Genomic DNA, 18,864 nt, shown 5'->3' with positions numbered 1-18,864 from the left:
CCGGCCCGCGTCACCACACACCGTCGTCCCCACCTGAAAGGCCCGCCATGTCACCCGTGAAGCGTCAGCTGCCCAAGCCCGCCGAGCTCCTGGAGCTCATGCAGTTCAAGAAGCCCGAACTCGACGGCCGCAAGCGCCGTCTCGAGGGCGCCCTCACCATCGCCGACCTGCGCACGATCGCCAAGCGTCGTACGCCGAAGGCCGCCTTCGACTACACCGACGGCGCCGCCGAGGGCGAGCTGTCGCTGGCGCGCGCCCGCCAGGCGTTCCAGGACGTCGAGTTCCACCCCGACATCCTGCGCCCCGCCGCCGAGGTCGACATGTCGACGGAGATCCTCGGTGGCCCCTCGGCGCTGCCCTTCGGCATCGCGCCCACCGGCTTCACCCGGCTGATGCAGACCGAGGGCGAGACGGCGGGGGCGGGAGCCGCCGGTGCCGCCGGCATCCCGTTCACCCTCTCGACCCTCGGCACCACCTCGATCGAGGACGTCAAGGCCGCGAACCCGCACGGGCGCAACTGGTTCCAGCTGTACGTCATGCGCGACCGCGAGATCTCGTACGGTCTCGTCCGCCGGGCGGCGGCCGCGGGCTTCGACACGCTGCAGTTCACCGTCGACACCCCCGTCGCGGGCGCACGCCTGCGCGACAAACGCAACGGCTTCTCGATCCCGCCGCAGCTGACCGTCGGCACCATCATCAACGCGATCCCCCGGCCGTGGTGGTGGATCGACTTCCTCACCACCCCCAAGCTCGAGTTCGCGTCGCTGTCGACGACCGGCGGCACGGTGGGCGAGCTGCTGAACTCCGCGATGGACCCGACCATCAGCTACGACGACCTCGACGTCATCCGCAGCCTCTGGCCCGGCAAGATCGTCGTGAAGGGCGTGCAGAACGTCGAGGACTCCAAGCGCCTCATCGATCGCGGCGTCGACGGCATCATCCTCTCCAACCACGGCGGGCGTCAGCTCGACCGCGCCCCGATCCCGTTCCACCTGCTGCCGGAGGTCGTGCGCGAAGTCGGCAAAGATGCCACGGTCATGATCGACACCGGCATCATGAACGGCGCCGACATCGTCGCCGCGGTCGCGCTCGGCGCGAAGTTCACACTCATCGGCCGTGCCTACCTCTACGGCCTGATGGCGGGCGGACGTCAGGGTGTCGACCGCACGATCGAGATCCTCCGCACCGAGATCGAGCGCACCATGAAGCTCCTGGGAGTGTCGACCCTCGCCGAGCTCGAGCCGCGGCACGTGACGCAGCTCGAGCGCCTCGTGCCGCGCGCCTCGAACGGGGGCGTGCTGACCTCGGCATCCCGTTGACGCGGAGCGACCCCGTGTCGCCCCGCCGCGGGCGGGGGTAGCGTCGAGGGCGCAGCACCGACGCGAAGGAGCGGAACGTGGGCCGGATCATCCTCTCGATGTCGCACTCCCTCGACGGCTACATCACGGATGCCGAGGGGCGGTTCGACTGGGGTGCGCCCGACGAAGACATCTTCCGCGCCGCACTCGAGGAGGTCCGCGGCCTCGATGCGCACGTTCTGGGTCGGCGCCTCTACGAGACGATGCGGTACTGGGAAGATCCCGAGGTCGAGCCCACGTTCGACCCCCTCGAGCGCGAGTTCGCCGAGGTGTGGAAAGCGCTGCCCAAGATCGTCGTCTCGTCGACCTTGGATGCCGCGCCCGGGCAGAACACGACGTTGCTGCAGGGCGATCTCGTGGAGGAGATCGCGCGCCTGCGCGACGACGACGAGGTCGGGGAGGTCGCGATCGGGGGTGCGACACTGGCGGCCGCGGTGGCCGCAGCCGGACTCGTGGACGAGTATCGGAGCGTCGTGTACCCGATCCTGCTCGGCGGGGGCACCCCGTTCTATCCGCGGGGCGTCGGCCCGACGAGCCTCGAACTCGTCTCGAGCCACCGGTGGGCCCGCGGCATCCAGGCGTTGCGCTACCGCGTGGTGCGGCCCGCGCGCTGAGCGCGTGCGGTGGGCGGGGGCCTGCAGGCGTGCCGACCGCCGGCGGGAGCGGCGGCATGCGGCGGCGGCATCCGAAGCGCAAGGGATGCCGGGCGGCGCGCCGGTGCGCCGCGCGCCCGGGCGGCGTGTCCCCGCGGTGGCCTTGCAGTTCGGGCCGGGGTGCGCTGGGGGAGGTAGCCATGGCCTGGGGTGCCCGCGGGGCGGTGTGGGGTGGCCCGGATCGGCGCGCGGCGGGCCGAGGGCGTACGCGCCCGGCCGCCGCGCCACACCCCCGGCATCCGAAGTGCAAGGGATGCCGGGCGACACGCCGGTGCGACGCGCGCCCGGGCGGCGTGTCCCCGCGGTGGCCTTGCAGTTCGGGTTATGGGTGGGATGCAGCAGGCGAGCGAAGTCCTGGCCCGGCGGCGGACGGCGTACGAGCAGGTCGAAAGTAAGCTCGACGCGTGAGCAGATGGCGGCCGTCCCCCGCGCGTTGGACGCATCACGCGGCATCCGAGACTCCGCGCTTCTCACCGACGGTCGAGGCCCGGGCGACGAGGTGGGCGCTGGGATCCGCGCTCGTCGCCGCCGCCACCACCGTGCTCGTCATGGGCGGGGCGCGGATGCCGCTCGGCGGCGGCGAGTCGGTCGGCAGCCTTGCGGCGCTGCTCGCGGCGATCGCCGCCGGTCCGGCGTTCGCCGTCTCGTTCGCGCTCGAACGGCGCCGTGGATATCTCGCCTGGCGCAACAGCCTGCCGCGCGCCAAACGTGTGACCGACCTGATCGCCCTGTCGGCGGCGATGATGATGCTGGCGGCCCTCGTCGTCGTCGCCGTCGCCGAGCTCTTTCAGCTGGGCTTCCGCGGCCTCACGATCGACCCGTTCGGTGCCGCGGCGCTGGTCGCCGCCGCCGTCGGCACGATGACGTACGTGGCGTCGGCCTCGGGCGCGCGGGTCACCTCGACCGGGGTCGCCTCGCTCGCCACCCTCGTGCTGTTCATCGGCACGCTCGCGAGCATGGTGAGCGCCTCACAGGGCGATTGGTGGCGGTTCCACTTCTCCGAACTGGGCAACGAGTCGGGGTACGCCGGCTACCAGTTCAACCTCTCGCTCATCACGACCGGCGCCGTCATCACCGCGCTCGCCAACTTCGTCGCTCACGACCTCGAGGTGGGTTTGCGTGCGCACGTCGACACCGCACAGCGCCGTGCCCGCCTGTTCGCCTGGCTGCTGGCCGTGATCGGTCTGTGCTTGATGGTCGCCGGCTTCGTGCCGGACGCCGTCGCCTTTCCGGTGCACGTGGGCGCGGCATCCGGAATGGTCGTCGTCTTCGGCGTGCTCGTCGGATGCCTGCTGACGCTCGTCCCCGGAATCGGCCGCGACATCGCGGTCTTCTCGGTGCTCGTCGTCGCGGGCATCGTGGTCGCGGTCGCTCTGTGGGTGCCGATCGACTACTACAACCTCACCGGGTCGGAGTTCATCATCGCGGGCCTGCTGTTCGCATGGCTCATGCTGTTCGTGCGCCAGGCGAGGGCGTACGCGGATGCCGCCGCACCGGCCGCTGCTCTCGCGGCCGCTCCGGTCGCGCAGCCGGACGGAACCGTCGCGACGGTCTGACCCGGCGCCCCCCCGGGCCTACCGGTGGCACCGGGCGGACGGATGCCGCTGGTGCTCAGGCGCGTCGTTTGGCCTTGCCGGCGGAGCGGCGGACGATGCCGAAGGCCGCGGTGGCGAGGAAGAGCACGATGCCGATGATCCCGAGCCAGAACAGCCCCTCGATGGCGAAGCCGACGATGCTGAGGATGAGCCAGACGGCGAGGAGGACGATGACGGTTTTCATGGGGTTCCTTCGATGTGCAGTGGGCTGGGGGAAGCTCAGATACGTCGTGACCGACGTCGACGAGCGATCATGGTCAGGGCGACGCCGCCCACGAGCAGGAGACCTGCCGCTGCGAGCGGCGCGGTGGAGTCGCCGCCCGTCGCCGCCAGCTCCGCGGAGGGCTGGTCGCCGACGACGTCACCACTCGTCGGAGGCGTGGTCACCGGCGGGGCGACGGTGAGCTGGACGACGATCGTGTCGTCCGGAGGCGTGCCGTTGGATGCCGTGATCGTCACCGTCGATGTGCCCGGTGTCGTGGGGGTGCCCGAGATGACTCCCGTCGCGCTGTCCAGGCTCAGCCCGGCCGGCAGGCCCGTCGCCGTGAATGTCGGGGTGGGGCTGCCGGTGGCGGTGACGGTGGAGGAGTAGGGCGTCCCGGCGGTGGCGCCGGTCGGCGCGGCCGAGGTGATCACCGGAGCGGTGGTCTCGGACGGCGTTCCCGGAGTCGGGCAGCCGCTCGGCGCGGTGATCGTGTTCGTGTCGAGCGTCACGGCGCCGTTACGTGCGAGGAGTCGTCCGACGACGGTGGCTCCCGTCGTCGCGGTGATGGACTGATCGGCCATGACCGTGCCCTGGAACTGCGCACCGGTGCCGATGGTCGCCGAACTGCCGACCTGCCAGAACACGTTGCACGAGCTGGCGCCACCGGTGATGATGATCCGCGTGCCCGAGCCGATCGTCAATGTCGAGGCGGCCTGAAAGACCCACACGGAGTTCGCGCTGCCGGCCAGAGTCAACTCGCCCGTATCGGACAGGCCGAGGGCGCCGCCGGAGTAGACGCCCGGCGTGAGCGACAGCCCGTTGAGCTCCGTGAGGCCTGTCTGGGTGGGGCTCAGTGACGCGGCGACGTCGTAGGCGGTCGTGGTGTCGCTCTGCGCCTGCCCGGCCGCAGCGTCGGTCTGATGGACCGTGCCGTTGACGACGCCGTCCGGCGCGGCACCGAAGCCCGTGATCGAGGTGCCAGGGGAGACTCCGAGATCACCGCTGACCACGGTGGGTCCGGTGTTCGTCACGGCACTGGCGCCGAGGACACCGTAGGTCGCGGCGGTGCCGAGGTCCACGGGGCCGTCGATCACCGTTGCCGCCGACGCGGACGAGCTGGCGATCATCGTCAGCGAGGCGGCGAGAGCGAGGCCGGTGAGGACCGTGAGAAAAGGAGGGAACGAGCGGGACGCGGCCATGGGGGGGCACCTGTCTGAACGGGGGGAGGACAGGGTAGCCGTCGACGACGTGAGAATGATCTCCTGTCTGCCCAGTATGCGCCTTTCCCGCACGGATCTGGGGAAAAAGGAATGATTGGTGCCAAACGGTCAGGAATGGAAGGGCCGCGTCTGCGGCTAGCGTGAAGGGGAAGAAAGGGTCCGGATGCGTGCAGTGGTGATGGATGCCGTGGGCGAACCGTTGGAGGTGCGCGAGGTCGACGACCCGGTCGCGCCCGTCGGCGGCGTGGTCGTGGAGGTGCGGGCGACCGGCCTGTGCCGCAGCGATTGGCACGCGTGGGTGGGCCACGACGACATCGCGGTGCCGCACGTTCCGGGCCATGAGCTGGCCGGTGTGATCGTCGAGACCGGTGCGGGCGTCGAGCGGTTCGCCGTCGGCGACCGGGTGACCGTGCCGTTCGTCTGCGGGTGCGGCACCTGCGAGTGGTGCCGCGCGGGCGACGCGCAGGTGTGCCCCGACCAGCAGCAGCCCGGTTTCACGCACTGGGGCTCGTTCGCCGAGCGCGTCGCGCTGCACGCCGCCGACACCAACCTCGTGCGCATTCCCGACGACGTCTCCTTCGCCGCCGCGGCCGCCCTCGGGTGTCGCTTCGCCACCGCATTCCGCGCACTCACCGGACGTGCGCGCGTGCAGCCGGGTGAGTGGGTCGTGGTCGTCGGCGCGGGCGGTGTGGGACTCAGCGTCGTCATGATCGCCCGCGCGCTCGGTGCGCACGTGGTGGCCGTCGACCGCAACCGGGCCGCGCTGGACGCGGCATCCGCGCTCGGCGCCGATGCCGTCGTCGTCGCCGACGGGGCGGAGGTGCCCGACGCCGTGCGCCGGATCACCGGGGGAGGCGCACACGTGTCGATCGACGCGGTGGGAGCTGAGCAGACTTCGGCGGACGCCGTGCTGAGTCTGCGTCGCCGCGGACGCCATGTGCAGGTGGGGCTGCTGCCGTCTGCGAGCGGTTTGTCGGGGATGCCGATGGCACGCGTCATCGCGTGGGAACTCGATGTGCTCGGCAGTCACGGCATGGCCGCGGTCGACTATCCCGCCATGCTTGCGCTCATCGCGGAGGGACGTCTGCGCCCACAGGAGCTCATCGAGCGCACGATCTCGCTCGCCGACGCGGCCGCACTTCTGCCCACGTTCGACCGTGCCACACTCGCTGGTATGACCATGATCGATCCGGCCCTGCCCGCGACGACGGGAGTGCCGGCATGAGCGGAACGAAGCGGAGCGAGCCGACCTTCCAGCGCAACGCCCTCGCCCCGGCCCTGCTGGCGGCCGCCGTGCTCTTCCTCGCGCCCGTGCTGCTGACGGCGGGGTGGGGGATCGTCGTGCTCTACGTCGTCGCGATCTTGGCGCTGATCGTGGGCTGGTTCGCCGCGCAGGCGCGTCAGTGGGTGTGGGCGGTCGTGTTCGCCGTGATCGCGGTGATCTGGAACCCGGTTTTCCCCTTCGGGTTCGACGGCCTGGTCTGGTCGCTGGTGCAGCCCGCTGCTGCCATCGTGTTCCTCGTCGCGGGGGCGATGATCAAGACCCCGCGGGCGTGATGACGGCGGCATCGGTGCTGGCGCCGGCCCTCTCGGGTGGAGTTACTCCGGCCGTGCGTTCATAACTCCGGAAATCTCGGGCTGTCTGCCGGTTCAGCGCCCCTTCGGGGCTCGCCGTCGCCAAAACTCCGGAGTTGTACACGGATAGATTGACGGGTCTCTTGACACCGACCTCGCGTTCCACAAGCGTTGGCACCGCATGACCGGCTCCGGCAACTGGGTCGATCCCGCGACGGGGCACCTCCACGGTCCGGGCGCAGCAGCGTTCGGCGCGGACGCACCGAGCTGAGCTCCCGCCGGACGCGTCCACGTCACCCCCGCTGCGGGGCGGCGCTCGTCACGACGGCTGCGGTGCGTCCTCGCGGGCGACGGCGAGCTTCTCGGCATCCTGTCGTTGCTGCTCCGCGGCGGTGAACGGCGACGTATCGGGCTCGCCACGATGGCGCACCGTCTGCACGACGAAGATCGCGACGCCCAGCAGCACGACGGCGAACGAGGCCCAGATGTTCGCCGGGATGCCGAGGGGCGCATCGCTCGTGGGATCGATGCGGATCGCCTCCAGCCAGCTGCGGCCCAGCCCGTACCAGATGAAGTACGACGCGATGCTGCGGCCACAGCCGAGACGCACTCTGCGCTCGAGGACGATGATCAGCGCGGCACCGACGAGGTTCCAGATCATCTCGTAGAGGAACAGCGGATGGAACAGCGTGCCCGGCGCGACGCCGGCGGGGAACATCGGCGCGTCGGGGGAGATCTCCAGGCCCCACGGGAGGGTCGTCGGCAGCCCGAACAGTTCCTGATTGAAGTAGTTGCCGAGTCGTCCGATGGCCTGCGCGACCAGCAGGGCCGGCGCGAGCGCGTCGGCGAAGGCGAAGAAGCGGATGTCGGCGCGCCGCGTGGCGATGTAGATGCCGATCGCGCCGCCGATCATCGAGCCGTAGATCGCGTTGCCGCCGTCCCAGATTGCGACGACCGCCCACGGGTTGTCGCCGGGCGCGAAGTAGTCGCCCATGTGCGTGAGCACGTGGTAGATCCGCGCCGCGACGATGCCCAGCGGCACCGTCCACAGCGCGACATCGATCACGGTTCCCGCCGGCACTCCGCGCGCCCGCAGCCGTCGTTCGGTGATGATGACGGCGGCCATGATTCCCGCGATGATGCACAGCGCGTAGACGTGGATCGTCAGCGGGCCGATGTGAAAGCTGGACCAGCTGAGGTCGGGGCTCGGGATACTCAGGTGCACGCCCGACATTATGCGCCCGCCGGGTATGAGCTGCCCGGGGGAGCCCCGCGGTGACCGAACTGCAAGGCTTCGACATCGACACGCGGGGTCAGCGCCGGATGCCGCGGCGTGTCGCCCGGCATCCCTTGCCGTTCGGGTCGGCGTGTACGAACAGTTCAGCAGAATCTGTACTATCGGACGCATGTCTTCCGTCACGCTGACCGCTACCGCGACCCACGCCGCCGCGATGACGCGACTCGGGCACGCGCTGTCCGATCCGACGCGCGTCGGCATCCTGCTCGCGCTGCGCGAGGCGCCGGGCTATCCGTCCGATCTTGCGGACGCGCTGGGCGTCTCGCGCCAAGTGATGTCGAACCAGCTCGCCTGCCTGCGCGGTTGCGGGCTGGTCGCGGCTGTTCCCGAAGGGCGTCGTACCTGGTACCGCCTCGCCGATGCGCACCTTACCCCCGCCCTCGACCACCTTCTGCGGGTCGTGCTCTACATCGAGCCCGGCTGCTGCGCCGGTGAGAGGTGCACGTGCGCATGACCGGTTCCGCACTTCTGCCTGCTCGCCGAGCGCAACTGCGTCGACGGATCCGACTGATCGTCGGCGCCACGATCGTCTACAACGGGATCGAGGCGGTCGTCGCGATCGCCGCGGGATCTGCGGCGTCGTCGGCTGCGCTCATCGGCTTCGGGCTCGACTCCGTCGTCGAGGTGCTGTCGGCCGCCGCCGTCGCCTGGCAGTTCACGCGTCGCGATCCCGAGCGTTGGGAGCGTTCCACGCTGCGTGTCATCGCGATCGCCTTCTTCGCGCTCGCCGCCTACGTCACAGCGAGTTCCGTGATCGCGCTGTCGAGCGGCGAGGCTCCGGCCCATGCGCCGGTCGGCATTGCGATCACGGCGTTGAGTGTGGTGCTCATGCCCGTGCTGTCGTGGGCCGAGCGGCACGCGGGTCGGGAGCTCGGTTCCGCTGCGGCGGTCGCGGACTCGAGGCAGACGCTGATCTGCACCTATCTCTCCGCCGCCGTCCTGATCGGCCTCGTGCTGAACGGACTCTGGGGCTTGTGGTGGGCGGATGCCGTTGCGGGTCTTGTGATCTCTGTCTTCGCTGTGCGCGAGGGCGTCGAAGCCTGGCGTGGCGACGCCTGTGCCACGTCGGTGGGCATGGTCCTCGAGGGCTGATCGACCCCCACACGGTGTGACCGAACGGCAAGGCTCCGACCTCGAGACGCGGGGTCGGCGCCGGATGCCGCGGCGTGTCGCCCGGCATCCCTTGCCGTTCGGGTCGGGTCGGGTCGGGTCGGGAGCGGCTGGTCCGCGGACGGACCGGTGCGGTCAGTCGGCGCGAGTGGCGCGGGCGACGCGGCGGGGCAGGGCGGTCGAGCGTGCGCTGTCGCGGGCTCGGGCGAGCGCTCCCCGGATCACCACATCGCCGCCGAGACGCGAGCGCAGCAGCGTCGGCGCGGGCAGGTGGATCTGGGCGGCGAGCGTGCGCTGGGCGGCGTCGAGCACCGGCTGGATGCCGTCGGCGATGGCTCCGCAGACGATGACACGCTCGGGGTCGAACATGTTGCCGAGCACGCCCACGATGCGCGCGAGCACGCGGCCGATCGCATCGGTGATCTCGATCGCCAGAGGATCGCCGCCGGCGGCGAGCTCCAGCACGTCGCGGCCGTGCACCTGTGCGGGGTCCATGGCGGCGAGTCCGCTGCGCTCGGTCGTTTCGGTCTCCGCCTTGGCGATGGCTTCGCGCGCGAGGCGTTCGAGAGTAGGTCCGAGACCGAACGCGGAATCCACATCGCGGATGAAGTCGAAGGCGAACATCTCGCCGACACCGCCGTGAGAGCCGTGCAGCAGGTGGCCGTCGACCACGACGCCGGCTCCGAGACGCTCGCCGGCCAGCAGCGCGACGTAGTCGCGGCATCCCACGGCCTCGCCCCCGGTGCCTTCGGCTGCCGCCGCCAGCTGCGCGTCGTTCTTCACTTCGACGACGTCGGCCTCGTCGCCCAGCGCATCGATCAGACCCGGGTTCGTGCGCTCCCAGAATCCCTCCGGGTGCGGCGGTGACTGCCCCTGCAGCGTGACGGGGGCGGCCACTCCCACACACAGGGAGAGCACGTCGTCGCGGGCCACGCCGGCCTCGGCGAGCGTCGCACGCAGGTGCGCGACGATCGTGTCGCGACGCTCGTCGACGCTCTGGGCGGGCGAGAGCGCGATCTGGCGCCGCAGCAGCACCTCGCCGGAAAGGTCGGACACGGCCGCGGTCAAGTGCGTATCGCCGGCGTCGAGCGCCGCGACGACGCCGGCGTCGTCGCGCAAGCGGAAGCGCCGCGCGGGCCGGCCCGCGCGGTACTCGCCGGCGTCTCGTGCGTTGGGGAGCTCCTGCAGCACGCCGGCGGCGATGAGCGTGTCGATGGCCTCGATCGCGGTGGAACGAGTGAGCGATGCTGCGCGCATCGCCTCGGTGGCGGTGAAGGTGCCGGCATCCCACGCGAAGTCGAGCACTCCGTCGACGCTGGCGCGACCGGTGCCCGTGTCGAGGACCGTCTGACTCACTCTTGACCTTTCCGCAGGTGTTCTGTCAGAGTATTGCCGAACAGTTGATTCGACCACTAAATCTAATGAAAGTCGAATCTGGAAGGGCGGCCACGATGCCGTCGGACGGAAGGACGAAGGTGTCTGTGAGAACCTCACGAGCGCTCCGGGCGGTGGCCGCCGGATTCGCTCTCGTGCTGGCGGGGAGCCTGCTCTCCGGCTGCAGCAGCGACGGCCGCGAGACGATCCGCTTCACCTTCAGCAAGCGCGAGGCCCTCGATTTCATGAACGGCGTGGTCGACGCGTACAACGCGTCGCAGGACCGCGTGCGCGTCGAGATGGACACCTCCGGCGTCGACGTCGTCTCGGCGAGTTTCGTCCGCGGCAACCCGCCCGACATCATGCTCGCCAACTACAACTACGAGACCGCGCGGTTCGTCCAGCGCTGTGCACTCAGCGATCTCACCGGCACCACGGCCGCCTCCACGACCCGCGACGACCTGCGCACCCTGATGGATCAGTACGGCTCGTGCCCTGGCCGCATCAGCGCGCTGCCGTACTCGGTGATGGCGGCATCCGTCATCTACAACAAAGACCTCTTCGCGCAAGCCGGCGTCTCCGTGCCCACCACCTGGGACGAGCTGCTCGCCGCCTGCGCGAAGCTGAAGGCGACCGGCATCACCCCGTTCTACGCGACCTTCAAGGACGACTGGACGGTCGGCCAGGGCTGGTACGACTACTCGGTCGGCGGCGCCGTCGACGTCGTCGACTTCTTCAACCGCCTCGCGGCGGAGGGAGACGCCGTCGGGCCCGACTCGGCGACCTCGTTCCAGAAGGACTTCGCCGCCCCCCTCGAGCGGATGACGCAGCTCACGTCGCAGTTCGTCAACCCGGATGCCGCGAGCCGGGGTTACGGAGACGGCAACCTCGCCTTCGCGAAGGGCGAGGCGGCGATGTACCTGCAGGGTCCGTGGGCGTTCAGCGAGATCGCGAAGACCTCGCCCGACATGAACCTCGGCACGTTCCCGCTGCCGATGACCGACGACCCGTCCGACCGCCGCGTGCGCGTCAACATGGACCTCGCCGCGATGATCCCCGAAGGCTCACGGCACAAGGATGCCGCGCGCGACTTCCTCGAGTACCTCTACCGTCCCCAGACCATCGAGGCCTACAACACGTCGCAGCTCGGCTTCACTCCCACGAAGGATGCGCCGGCGCCCGACGACCCGCGCATCGCGGGCATGATCCCCTTCTACACGGCGGGCAAGGTCTACCAGGGGCCGTCGGTGCTGGTGCCCAAGACGATCCCGGTCTTCAACTACGTGCAGGCCGTCGTGCTCGGCGCGAGCCCCCAGGGCACCCTCCGCACGATGGATGCCGACTGGGCGCGCCTCGCCTTCCGCGCCCCCGCCCCCACGACCGAGACAGAGGAGTCCGGGCAATGACCACGTCCACGATCGTCACCGCCGGTGACCGCACGGCGCGCCGCAGCCACCGCCGTGTCGAGCCGATCTACTACCTGTTCCTGCTGCCGAGTCTCGTGCTGTTCACGCTGGCGATCACGGTGCCGGGCGTCGTGGGGATCTTCTTCAGCTTCACCGATTCGATCGGCATCGGCGAGTGGCACTTCACAGGACTGACCAACTACATCGCGATGTTCAGCGACCCGGCGATCCTGCAGAGCTACCTCTTCACCATCGGGTTCTCCATCGCGACCGTGCTCGTCGTCAATGTGGTGGCGTTCCTGCTCGCGGTCGGCCTCACCGCCCGCATCCGGATGAAGACCGCCCTTCGGACCGTCTTCGTGATCCCGATGGTCATCTCGGGCATCATCATCGCCTACGTCTTCAACTTCCTGTTCTCGAACTCGCTTCCGGCGCTGGGGGAGTCGCTCGGCATCCCGGCGCTGTCGACGAGCCTGCTCGCCAACCCCGACCTCGCGTGGGTGGCGATCGTGATCGTCACCGCCTGGCAGGCCATTCCCGGCACGCTTCTCATCTACATCGCGGGGCTGCTCGCCGTGCCGGGTGACGTGTACGAGGCCGCAGCGCTCGACGGCGCCTCCAAGGGTCAGCAGCTCGTGCGCATCACCCTGCCCCTGGTCGCGGGGTACGTCGTGATCAACATCATCCTCGGCTTCAAGGGCTTCCTGAACGCCTACGACATCATCGTCGGCCTCACCAACGGCGGCCCCGGAACGGCCACCCGCAGCGTCGCGATGACGATCATCGCGGGCTTCAACGGCGGCGACTACGCCTACCAGATGGCCAACGCGACCATCTTCTTCGTCGTCGCCATCCTCATCTCCCTGCTCCAGCTCTCGCTGACTCGCGGAAGGAACGCCTTCTGATGTCCACGCAACCCGCCCTCGTCGTCGAGGATGCCGCGGCCTTCGCCACGGCGGCCGACCGCACCCGCAAGAGCCCGCGGACACGCGGTGAGCGCGTCAGCTGGTCGACGACGATCATCCTGATCCTGTGCGCCGTCACCGTGCTGCTGCCGCTCTACGTCACGGTCTCGATGGCCTTCAAGACCACCGGTCATGCCGTGGACGGCAACGCGTTCTCGCTGCCTGCGCCGTTCAGCGTCGATGGCTTCGTCGAGGCGTGGAACCTCACGAAGTTCCCCGTCGGCGCCGGCATCTCCCTGTTCGTCACGGCGGGCACCGTCGTCGCGACGATCCTGCTGGCCGCGTTCGCGTCCTACGCGATCGTGCGCAACTGGGACCGCCGGCTGTTCCGCTACTCGTTCTTCTACCTGCTGGCGGCGATGTTCATCCCGTTCCCGGTCGTCGCGCTGCCGCAGATCCAGCTGACCGGCCGCGTCGGACTGGACAACCCGTTCGGCGTGATCATCCTCGCCACGATGTTCCAGCTGAGCTTCAGCGTGCTGCTGTTCACGGCGTTCCTGCGGTCGATCCCGATCGAGCTGGAGGAGAGCGCGCGCATCGACGGCGCGACCACGTGGCAGACCTTCTGGAGGCTGATCTTCCCGCTGCTCGCACCGATGAGCGCGACCGTCGGGATCTTCGCGTTCCTCTACGCCTGGAACGACTTCATGATGCCGTCGCTCATCATCTCCGACCCCGCGCTGCAGACCCTGCCGGTGCGTCAGAACCTCTTCCAGACGCAGTTCAGCAACAACTACAACGTGTCGTTCGCGTCGTACCTCATGGCGATGGCGCCCGCGATCCTCGCCTACCTCTTCACCCAGCGCTGGGTGATGGAGGGCGTCACCCAAGGCGCCGTCAAGGGCTGACGCCCGCGCCGCCGCCCGGCCTCACCCCCCGAACCTGACCCCGACTCCGAAAGGTCCCGCATGTCTGCCGTGCTCTCCGCCTCCGACGCCCTCGAACTCTCCCGCGCGGAGGATCGGGACTGGTGGCGCCAGGCCGTCGTCTATCAGGTCTATCCCCGCAGCTTCGCGGATGCCGACGGCGACGGCATCGGCGACCTCCGCGGCATCCTGTCGCGGGTCGACTACCTCGCCGAGCTGGGGGTGGATGCCGTGTGGCTGAGCCCCTTCTACCCGTCCGGGCTGGCCGACGGCGGTTACGACGTGGCCGACTACCGCGATGTCGACCCGCGCCTCGGAACGCTGGCCGACTTCGACGAGCTCGTCGCGGCGCTGCACGCCCGCGGCATCCGGGTCGTCGTCGACATCGTGCCCAACCACACGTCCGACCGGCACGCGTGGTTCCAGGAGGCGCTCGCCGCGGGCCGCGGATCGGCGGCGAGGGAGCGCTACATCTTCCGTGAGGGCACCGGACCCGATGGATCCGAACCGCCCACGGACTGGACCGCCGCGTTCGGCGGATCGACGTGGGAGCGGGTCGACGACGGGCAGTGGTACCTGCACAGCTTCGCGATCGAGCAGCCCGACCTCGACTGGAACAACCCCGAGGTGCGCGAGGACTTCCTCACGACGCTGCGGTTCTGGTCGGATCGCGGCGTCGACGGGTTCCGCATCGACGTGGCCCACATGCTGACGAAAGACCTGAGCGAGCCCCTGCCGTCTGCGGCCGAGCTCGCCGCGCTGCCCGTCGACGGCTCGCACCCGCTGCTCGACCGCGATGACGTGCACGAGATCTACGCCGAGTGGCGCCGCGTGTTCGACGCGTACGACCCGCCGCGCACGGCGGTGGCCGAGGCCTGGGTCGCGTCCGACCGCGTGCCGAAGTACGCGAGCCCGGAGAGCCTGGGCCAGTCGTTCAACTTCGACCTTCTGCGCGCGTCGTTCGACGCCGACGAGTTCCGTCAGATCGTGGCCGACAACATCGCTCTCGCGGCCCGCTCGGGCTCGTCGACCACCTGGGTGCTGTCGAACCACGACGTCTTCCGCCACCCGACCCGGTACGCCCTGCCGCGGGTTGAGGAGGTCGATGGTGCGGTGCCGAACCGCCACGGCGGGGGCTGGCTCGAGGCCGGCGCCGACGAAGCGGTCATCGACCGCGCGGGTGGCCTGCGGCGCGCGCGGGCGGCGTCGCTGTTCCTGCTGGGGCTGCCGGGATCGGCGTATCTCTATCAGGGAGAGGAGCTCGGCCTGCACGAGGTGGCGGAGATCCCCGCCGACCAGCGGCAGGACCCGACCTTCTTCCGCACGCATCAGGAGCAGTACGGACGTGACGGATGCCGCGTGCCGCTGCCGTGGACCCGCGAGGGCTCCTCGTTCGGTTTCGGTTCGGGGGGTGCGCACCTGCCGCAGCCGTCGTGGTTCGCGGACTCGTCGGTCGAGGCGGAGGAGGGCGACCCGGCATCCACCCTTTCGCTCTATCGCCGTGCACTCGCCCTGCGGCACGAGCTCCTGGCGCCGGAGCGACTGGAGTGGGTCGAGACCGGCCGGGACGATGTCCTGCGCTTCCGCCGCCCGAATGGCTGGGAGGTGGTGACCGTCTTCGGTGCGCAGCCGTTCGCGCTGTCGCTGAGTCCGGGACGCCGCGTCGTGCTGTCGAGCGCTCCGCTCGACGGCGACACCGTGCCGGGGGAGACGACCGTCTGGATCACGGGGGACTGATCCGGCGGCTCGCGTTGCGGCGGGGGTCGCGTGGCCGAACTGCAAGGGATCGCCGTCGACACGCGGGGGTGGGTGAGGGATGCCGCGGCGTGTCGCCCGGCATCCCTTGCCGTTCGGTCGGGGACGGCGCGAGCGACCCGATCGATGTGTTCACCTGGAGCGTGGCGTCGACCGAGAACGACAAACTGAGCCGATGAGCACAAGGTCAGGCAGGAGTGCGGCGGCATCCGTTCTTGCCGTCGCCGTGATCCAGGTCGTCGTTTTCGCGATCACGACTGCGATCTGGGTCGGGAGCACGATCTTCGCCGGGGGCGCATGTGCGCCTCGCTGCGACTGGTCAGGCGCCGACCTCGCGGGCGTCGTCTACTACCTCGTCGCCGTCATGATGTTTGTCTGCACCGCAGCGGCGGCACTCTTCGCGCGGCGGACGGAGAAGGATCTCACCTGGGTTCCGCTCGCCGCCAGCGCGGGCATCGTGGCGGGGCTGTTGATAGCGCTCAGACTCTTCCAGGCGGCGATGGGATCTTAAGCGTCAGCGGGGCCGGCGGCTCAGCAGGGGGCCGAGGGGGATCTCCAACAGCAGGACGAGTAGCCAGAGAGCGCCGTACTGCGGAAACAGCAGCACGAGCGCGAGCGCGAGGGCCATCAAGATCGTGCCGATCCAGTGCGTCAGCGGCGGTGCGGGTGCACGGTCGCTCAGCCCTGCCCGCTGCAGCGCGATCGCCTGCACGCGCAGGATCACCCCGCCCAGCAGCATCGTGCCGATGTACGCCCCCAGCCCGACCCGGTCTGTACCCGGCCCGGCGAGGTCGAGCGCCGTAGCCACAGGCAGGAACACGATCGTGGCGAGCCAGAGCGTCTGCAGGCGGCTGACCAGGCGGCTGTAGCCGCGGGCATGCACGAACATCACGTGGTTGGCACGCCAGAAGGCCGCGATCACCACGAAGCTCAGCGCCGCGGAGATCATCCCGGTCACGTTGTCGGCGAAGAAGGCCGACGCCGACTCGGCATCCATCGCCCGATCCACGAGCGGCAGCACGACGAGAGTGATCGCGATCGCGACGACCGCGTCGCTGAACGCGACGAGTCGGTCGAGCGCCTTCTCGCCCTGAACCGCGTTTCGCGCGCCATCGTCGATCTGGTCTTCGGACATGGCGCCAGGCTAGCGGGGCAGAGGGGCTGTGGAGAACTTCCGGGGCCGACTCACGCGGATGGCTAGGATGCCGGGGTGACAGCCGCCCGCCTCGTTTCCCGTGCCGCATTCTCCCTCCTCGTCGCCGCCGGAGCGCTCGCCTTCGCGGGATGCGCCGCCGGGAGCGGCTCAGCGGCGACCCCGTCGATCTCCGCGTCCGGAGCCGTCGGCGCCGGTACGGGCGCGCCGTCGGACGGGACGACCGACCCCGGTGCCGGGGGCAGCGACGGCGGCGAGAACGCCGGAGGCGGCAGCGCTTCGTCTGCACCCACCATGGCGCTCGCCGACGTGCTCGCCCGCTACCCCGACTGCGGCGCCATGGGCTCTGTGCTCGGTTCGGCGATCGACGGACTCGAACTCGGCGACCAGAGCAACGAAGACGGCACCGTGCAGTGCAACTGGATGTCGACGACCGGCGACTACGTGAACACCGTTCTGCTCACGGTGACGACCAACAACGGAGCCGGCGATGTGCCCAAGAAGGAGGACATCGCCGCCATCGGGTCGGAGTACATCGCGGATGCGGCCGTCGAGGCTCGGGGCGGCATCGCCTACGGCACGAAATCCACGGGAGACCTCCGCATCTACGGCACGCTCGTCGACGTACCGGGAGTGGGGGTTTCGATCAGCTCGGGCGCGCTCAACGAAGACCCGCGCATCTTCGGCGCCCCGGCCGTCGCCGCAGCCAAGCAGCTCCTCGGCATCGCGGGCTGACGCGCCTCGACGTCGACCCTCGCCCGCTCCGCTGCTCGCCGGGCTCGCGCTCAGCCGCGTCCGATAAAATCCCCCGTGCCCGAAACGCCTGCAGACACCGAGATCACGCCCGACCCTGACGATGCGGCGACCCCGGCCCTGGCTTCGACGCCCGTCACGATCGACCCCCACGAGCTGGAGATCGCGCTGCGCGTCATCGACGCGGCATCCCTGCTCGATCGGGACGACCCCACCTACATCGCCCTGCGCCGGCAGACCGGCAAGATGTACAAGGACGTCAAGCGCATGTCGCGCAAGGAGAAGCGTCAGCGCATCGCCGACGCCGACCGTGCGGTCGTCGCCGCCACCGCGACGGGTGCACCAGACCGCATCGACGACGAGACCCGCGGCATCCCGCTCGCGGCGCGCTCAGCAGCACCGACCGCCGGCGAGCTCATCAAGCCGCGCGCCTGCTACATCTGCAAAGAGCAGTACACGACCGTCGACGCGTTCTACCACCAGCTGTGCCCCGACTGCGCGGCGATGAGCCACGCCAAGCGCGACGCCCGCACCGACCTCACCGGCCGTCGTGCCCTGCTCACGGGAGGCCGCGCGAAGATCGGCATGTACATCGCGCTGCGGCTGCTGCGCGACGGCGCCCACACGACCATCACGACGCGTTTCCCGCGCGACGCCGTCCGCCGCTTCTCGGCACTGCCCGACAGCGGCGACTGGATCCACCGGCTCAAGATCGTCGGGATCGACCTGCGCGACCCCGCCCAGGTCATCGGCCTCGCGGATGCCGTCGCCGCCGACGGACCGCTGGACATCCTCATCAACAACGCGGCGCAGACCGTGCGCCGCTCCGCCGGGGCGTACAAGCCGCTCGTGGATGCCGAGCTCGCGCCGCTGCCGCAGGGCCCGCTGCCCGAACTGCTGACCTTCGGCCACACCAACGACGCCCACCCGCTCGCCCTGGCCCAGTCGGTGTCGAGTCATCCGATCCTCGCAGCCGCCGCGCGCACGGCCGAAGAGCTCACCGCCGAGGCGATGGCCGCCGGATCGTCGTCGCTCGAGCGTCTCGCGGCGGGCACCGCGATCGACGCCGGCGGCCTCATCCCCGATGAGAACCACATCAACAGCTGGACGCAGTCGGTCGAGCAGGTCGAGCCGCTGGAGATGCTCGAGGTGCAGCTCGCGAACATGACGGCGCCGTTCCTGCTCGTCTCGCGTCTGCGTCCCGCGATGGCGGCCTCTCCGGCGCGGCGAAAGTACGTCGTGAACGTCTCGGCGATGGAGGGCGTGTTCGGTCGTGGCTACAAGGGCCCCGGACACCCGCACACCAACATGGCGAAGGCGGCCCTCAACATGCTCACGCGCACGAGCGCGCGCGAGATGTTCGAGACCGACGGCATCCTCATGACGGCCGTCGACACGGGGTGGATCACCGACGAGCGCCCGCACTACACGAAGGTGCGGCTCGCCGAGGAGGGCTTCCACGCCCCGCTCGACCTCGTCGACGGCGCCGCGCGCGTCTACGACCCGATCGTCCGCGGTGAGGCGGGCGAAGACCTCTTCGGCATCTTCCTCAAGGACTACCGCAAGAGCTCATGGTGAG

General features: G+C 69.9%; 19 protein-coding genes. 14 read left to right on the top strand and 5 right to left on the bottom strand.

What is annotated here, in order from left to right; all coding sequences use genetic code 11:
* Positions 1 to 47 precede the first annotated feature (47 nt).
* The 3 genes from DEU37_RS12005 (at position 48) to DEU37_RS11995 (ending at position 3,567) form a co-directional block, all read left to right on the top strand.
* Complete coding sequence (locus DEU37_RS12005) at positions 48 to 1,319, top strand: alpha-hydroxy acid oxidase (protein WP_121190888.1); 1,272 nt, start codon at positions 48 to 50, stop codon at positions 1,317 to 1,319.
* A 77-nt stretch (positions 1,320 to 1,396) separates the two neighbouring features.
* On the top strand, positions 1,397 to 1,972 hold the full coding sequence (locus DEU37_RS12000) for a dihydrofolate reductase family protein (RefSeq protein WP_121190887.1): 576 nt from the start codon (positions 1,397 to 1,399) through the stop codon (positions 1,970 to 1,972).
* A gap of 443 nt (positions 1,973 to 2,415) precedes the next feature.
* Complete coding sequence (locus DEU37_RS11995; RefSeq protein ID WP_121190886.1) at positions 2,416 to 3,567, top strand: DUF998 domain-containing protein; 1,152 nt, start codon at positions 2,416 to 2,418, stop codon at positions 3,565 to 3,567.
* Positions 3,568 to 3,622: 55 nt separating this feature from the next.
* On the opposite strand, the gene DEU37_RS14900 is transcribed toward DEU37_RS11995, so the two are convergent.
* Both DEU37_RS14900 and DEU37_RS11990 read right to left on the bottom strand, forming a co-directional pair.
* The gene (locus tag DEU37_RS14900) at positions 3,623 to 3,790 is read right to left on the bottom strand and encodes a hypothetical protein (RefSeq protein ID WP_183043680.1); all 168 of its coding nucleotides are present in this window, start codon (positions 3,788 to 3,790) and stop codon (positions 3,623 to 3,625) included.
* 35 nt (positions 3,791 to 3,825) lie between these two features.
* On the bottom strand, positions 3,826 to 5,010 hold the full coding sequence (locus DEU37_RS11990) for an ice-binding family protein (protein ID WP_121190885.1): 1,185 nt from the start codon (positions 5,008 to 5,010) through the stop codon (positions 3,826 to 3,828).
* A 184-nt stretch (positions 5,011 to 5,194) separates the two neighbouring features.
* On the opposite strand from DEU37_RS11990, the gene DEU37_RS11985 reads away from it, so the two are divergent.
* Complete coding sequence (locus DEU37_RS11985; protein ID WP_121190884.1) at positions 5,195 to 6,256, top strand: zinc-binding dehydrogenase; 1,062 nt, start codon at positions 5,195 to 5,197, stop codon at positions 6,254 to 6,256.
* On the top strand, positions 6,253 to 6,588 hold the full coding sequence (locus tag DEU37_RS11980; protein ID WP_039415054.1) for a DUF6804 family protein: 336 nt from the start codon (positions 6,253 to 6,255) through the stop codon (positions 6,586 to 6,588). Before DEU37_RS11985 ends, DEU37_RS11980 begins: the two co-directional genes overlap by 4 nt.
* Positions 6,589 to 6,925: 337 nt before the next feature.
* Here DEU37_RS11980 and lgt read toward each other — a convergent pair whose 3' ends face one another.
* Positions 6,926 to 7,840, bottom strand: coding sequence for a prolipoprotein diacylglyceryl transferase (lgt, locus tag DEU37_RS11970; RefSeq protein WP_121190883.1), 915 nt, complete (start codon positions 7,838 to 7,840; stop codon positions 6,926 to 6,928).
* Positions 7,841 to 8,012: 172 nt separating this feature from the next.
* On the opposite strand from lgt, the gene DEU37_RS11965 reads away from it, so the two are divergent.
* On the top strand, positions 8,013 to 8,357 hold the full coding sequence (locus tag DEU37_RS11965) for a helix-turn-helix transcriptional regulator (protein ID WP_121190882.1): 345 nt from the start codon (positions 8,013 to 8,015) through the stop codon (positions 8,355 to 8,357).
* A complete protein-coding gene (locus DEU37_RS11960) occupies positions 8,354 to 8,995 on the top strand; it encodes a cation transporter (protein WP_121190925.1) in 642 nt (213 codons plus the stop codon). The genes DEU37_RS11965 and DEU37_RS11960 overlap by 4 nt, the downstream gene beginning before the upstream one ends.
* 153 nt (positions 8,996 to 9,148) lie before the next feature.
* On the opposite strand, the gene DEU37_RS11955 is transcribed toward DEU37_RS11960, so the two are convergent.
* Entirely contained in the window at positions 9,149 to 10,369 is a 1,221-nt protein-coding gene (locus DEU37_RS11955) for an ROK family protein (protein ID WP_121190881.1), read from the bottom strand.
* Between the two features lie 119 nt (positions 10,370 to 10,488).
* Here DEU37_RS11955 and DEU37_RS11950 point away from each other — a divergent pair, with 119 nt between their 5' ends.
* The 5 genes from DEU37_RS11950 to DEU37_RS11930 all read left to right on the top strand — a co-directional run bounded on the left by DEU37_RS11950 (position 10,489) and on the right by DEU37_RS11930 (position 15,890).
* Positions 10,489 to 11,793: an ABC transporter substrate-binding protein gene (locus tag DEU37_RS11950; protein WP_259457272.1), complete on the top strand. Its 1,305-nt coding sequence runs from the start codon at positions 10,489 to 10,491 to the stop codon at positions 11,791 to 11,793.
* Positions 11,790 to 12,698: a carbohydrate ABC transporter permease gene (locus DEU37_RS11945; protein WP_121190879.1), complete on the top strand. Its 909-nt coding sequence runs from the start codon at positions 11,790 to 11,792 to the stop codon at positions 12,696 to 12,698. The genes DEU37_RS11950 and DEU37_RS11945 overlap by 4 nt, the downstream gene beginning before the upstream one ends.
* Positions 12,698 to 13,606, top strand: a complete 909-nt coding sequence (locus DEU37_RS11940; protein ID WP_121190878.1) for a carbohydrate ABC transporter permease — start codon at positions 12,698 to 12,700, stop codon at positions 13,604 to 13,606. The genes DEU37_RS11945 and DEU37_RS11940 overlap by 1 nt, the downstream gene beginning before the upstream one ends.
* 60 nt (positions 13,607 to 13,666) lie before the next feature.
* Positions 13,667 to 15,361: a glycoside hydrolase family 13 protein gene (locus DEU37_RS11935; protein WP_121190877.1), complete on the top strand. Its 1,695-nt coding sequence runs from the start codon at positions 13,667 to 13,669 to the stop codon at positions 15,359 to 15,361.
* 193 nt (positions 15,362 to 15,554) lie between these two features.
* Complete coding sequence (locus tag DEU37_RS11930) at positions 15,555 to 15,890, top strand: hypothetical protein (protein WP_121190876.1); 336 nt, start codon at positions 15,555 to 15,557, stop codon at positions 15,888 to 15,890.
* Between the two features lie 3 nt (positions 15,891 to 15,893).
* Here the strand turns inward: DEU37_RS11930 and DEU37_RS11925 are convergent, their stop codons facing one another.
* The gene (locus DEU37_RS11925) at positions 15,894 to 16,514 is read right to left on the bottom strand and encodes a TMEM175 family protein (RefSeq protein WP_121190875.1); all 621 of its coding nucleotides are present in this window, start codon (positions 16,512 to 16,514) and stop codon (positions 15,894 to 15,896) included.
* Positions 16,515 to 16,589: 75 nt separating this feature from the next.
* Here DEU37_RS11925 and DEU37_RS11920 point away from each other — a divergent pair, with 75 nt between their 5' ends.
* Positions 16,590 to 17,267 carry a hypothetical protein gene (locus DEU37_RS11920; RefSeq protein ID WP_121190874.1) on the top strand — a complete coding sequence of 226 codons (678 nt, stop codon included), beginning with the start codon at positions 16,590 to 16,592 and terminating at the stop codon, positions 17,265 to 17,267.
* Positions 17,268 to 17,342: 75 nt separating this feature from the next.
* Positions 17,343 to 18,863: an SDR family oxidoreductase gene (locus DEU37_RS11915; RefSeq protein ID WP_121190873.1), complete on the top strand. Its 1,521-nt coding sequence runs from the start codon at positions 17,343 to 17,345 to the stop codon at positions 18,861 to 18,863.
* Position 18,864: the final 1 nt, after the last annotated feature.

The sequence above is a fragment of the Microbacterium sp. AG790 genome (genome assembly GCF_003634765.1).
Classification (GTDB): Bacteria; Actinomycetota; Actinomycetes; order Actinomycetales; family Microbacteriaceae; genus Microbacterium.
The sequence above is the reverse complement of the archived record's forward strand: the minus strand, read 5'-3'. Positions and strand labels throughout refer to the sequence as shown.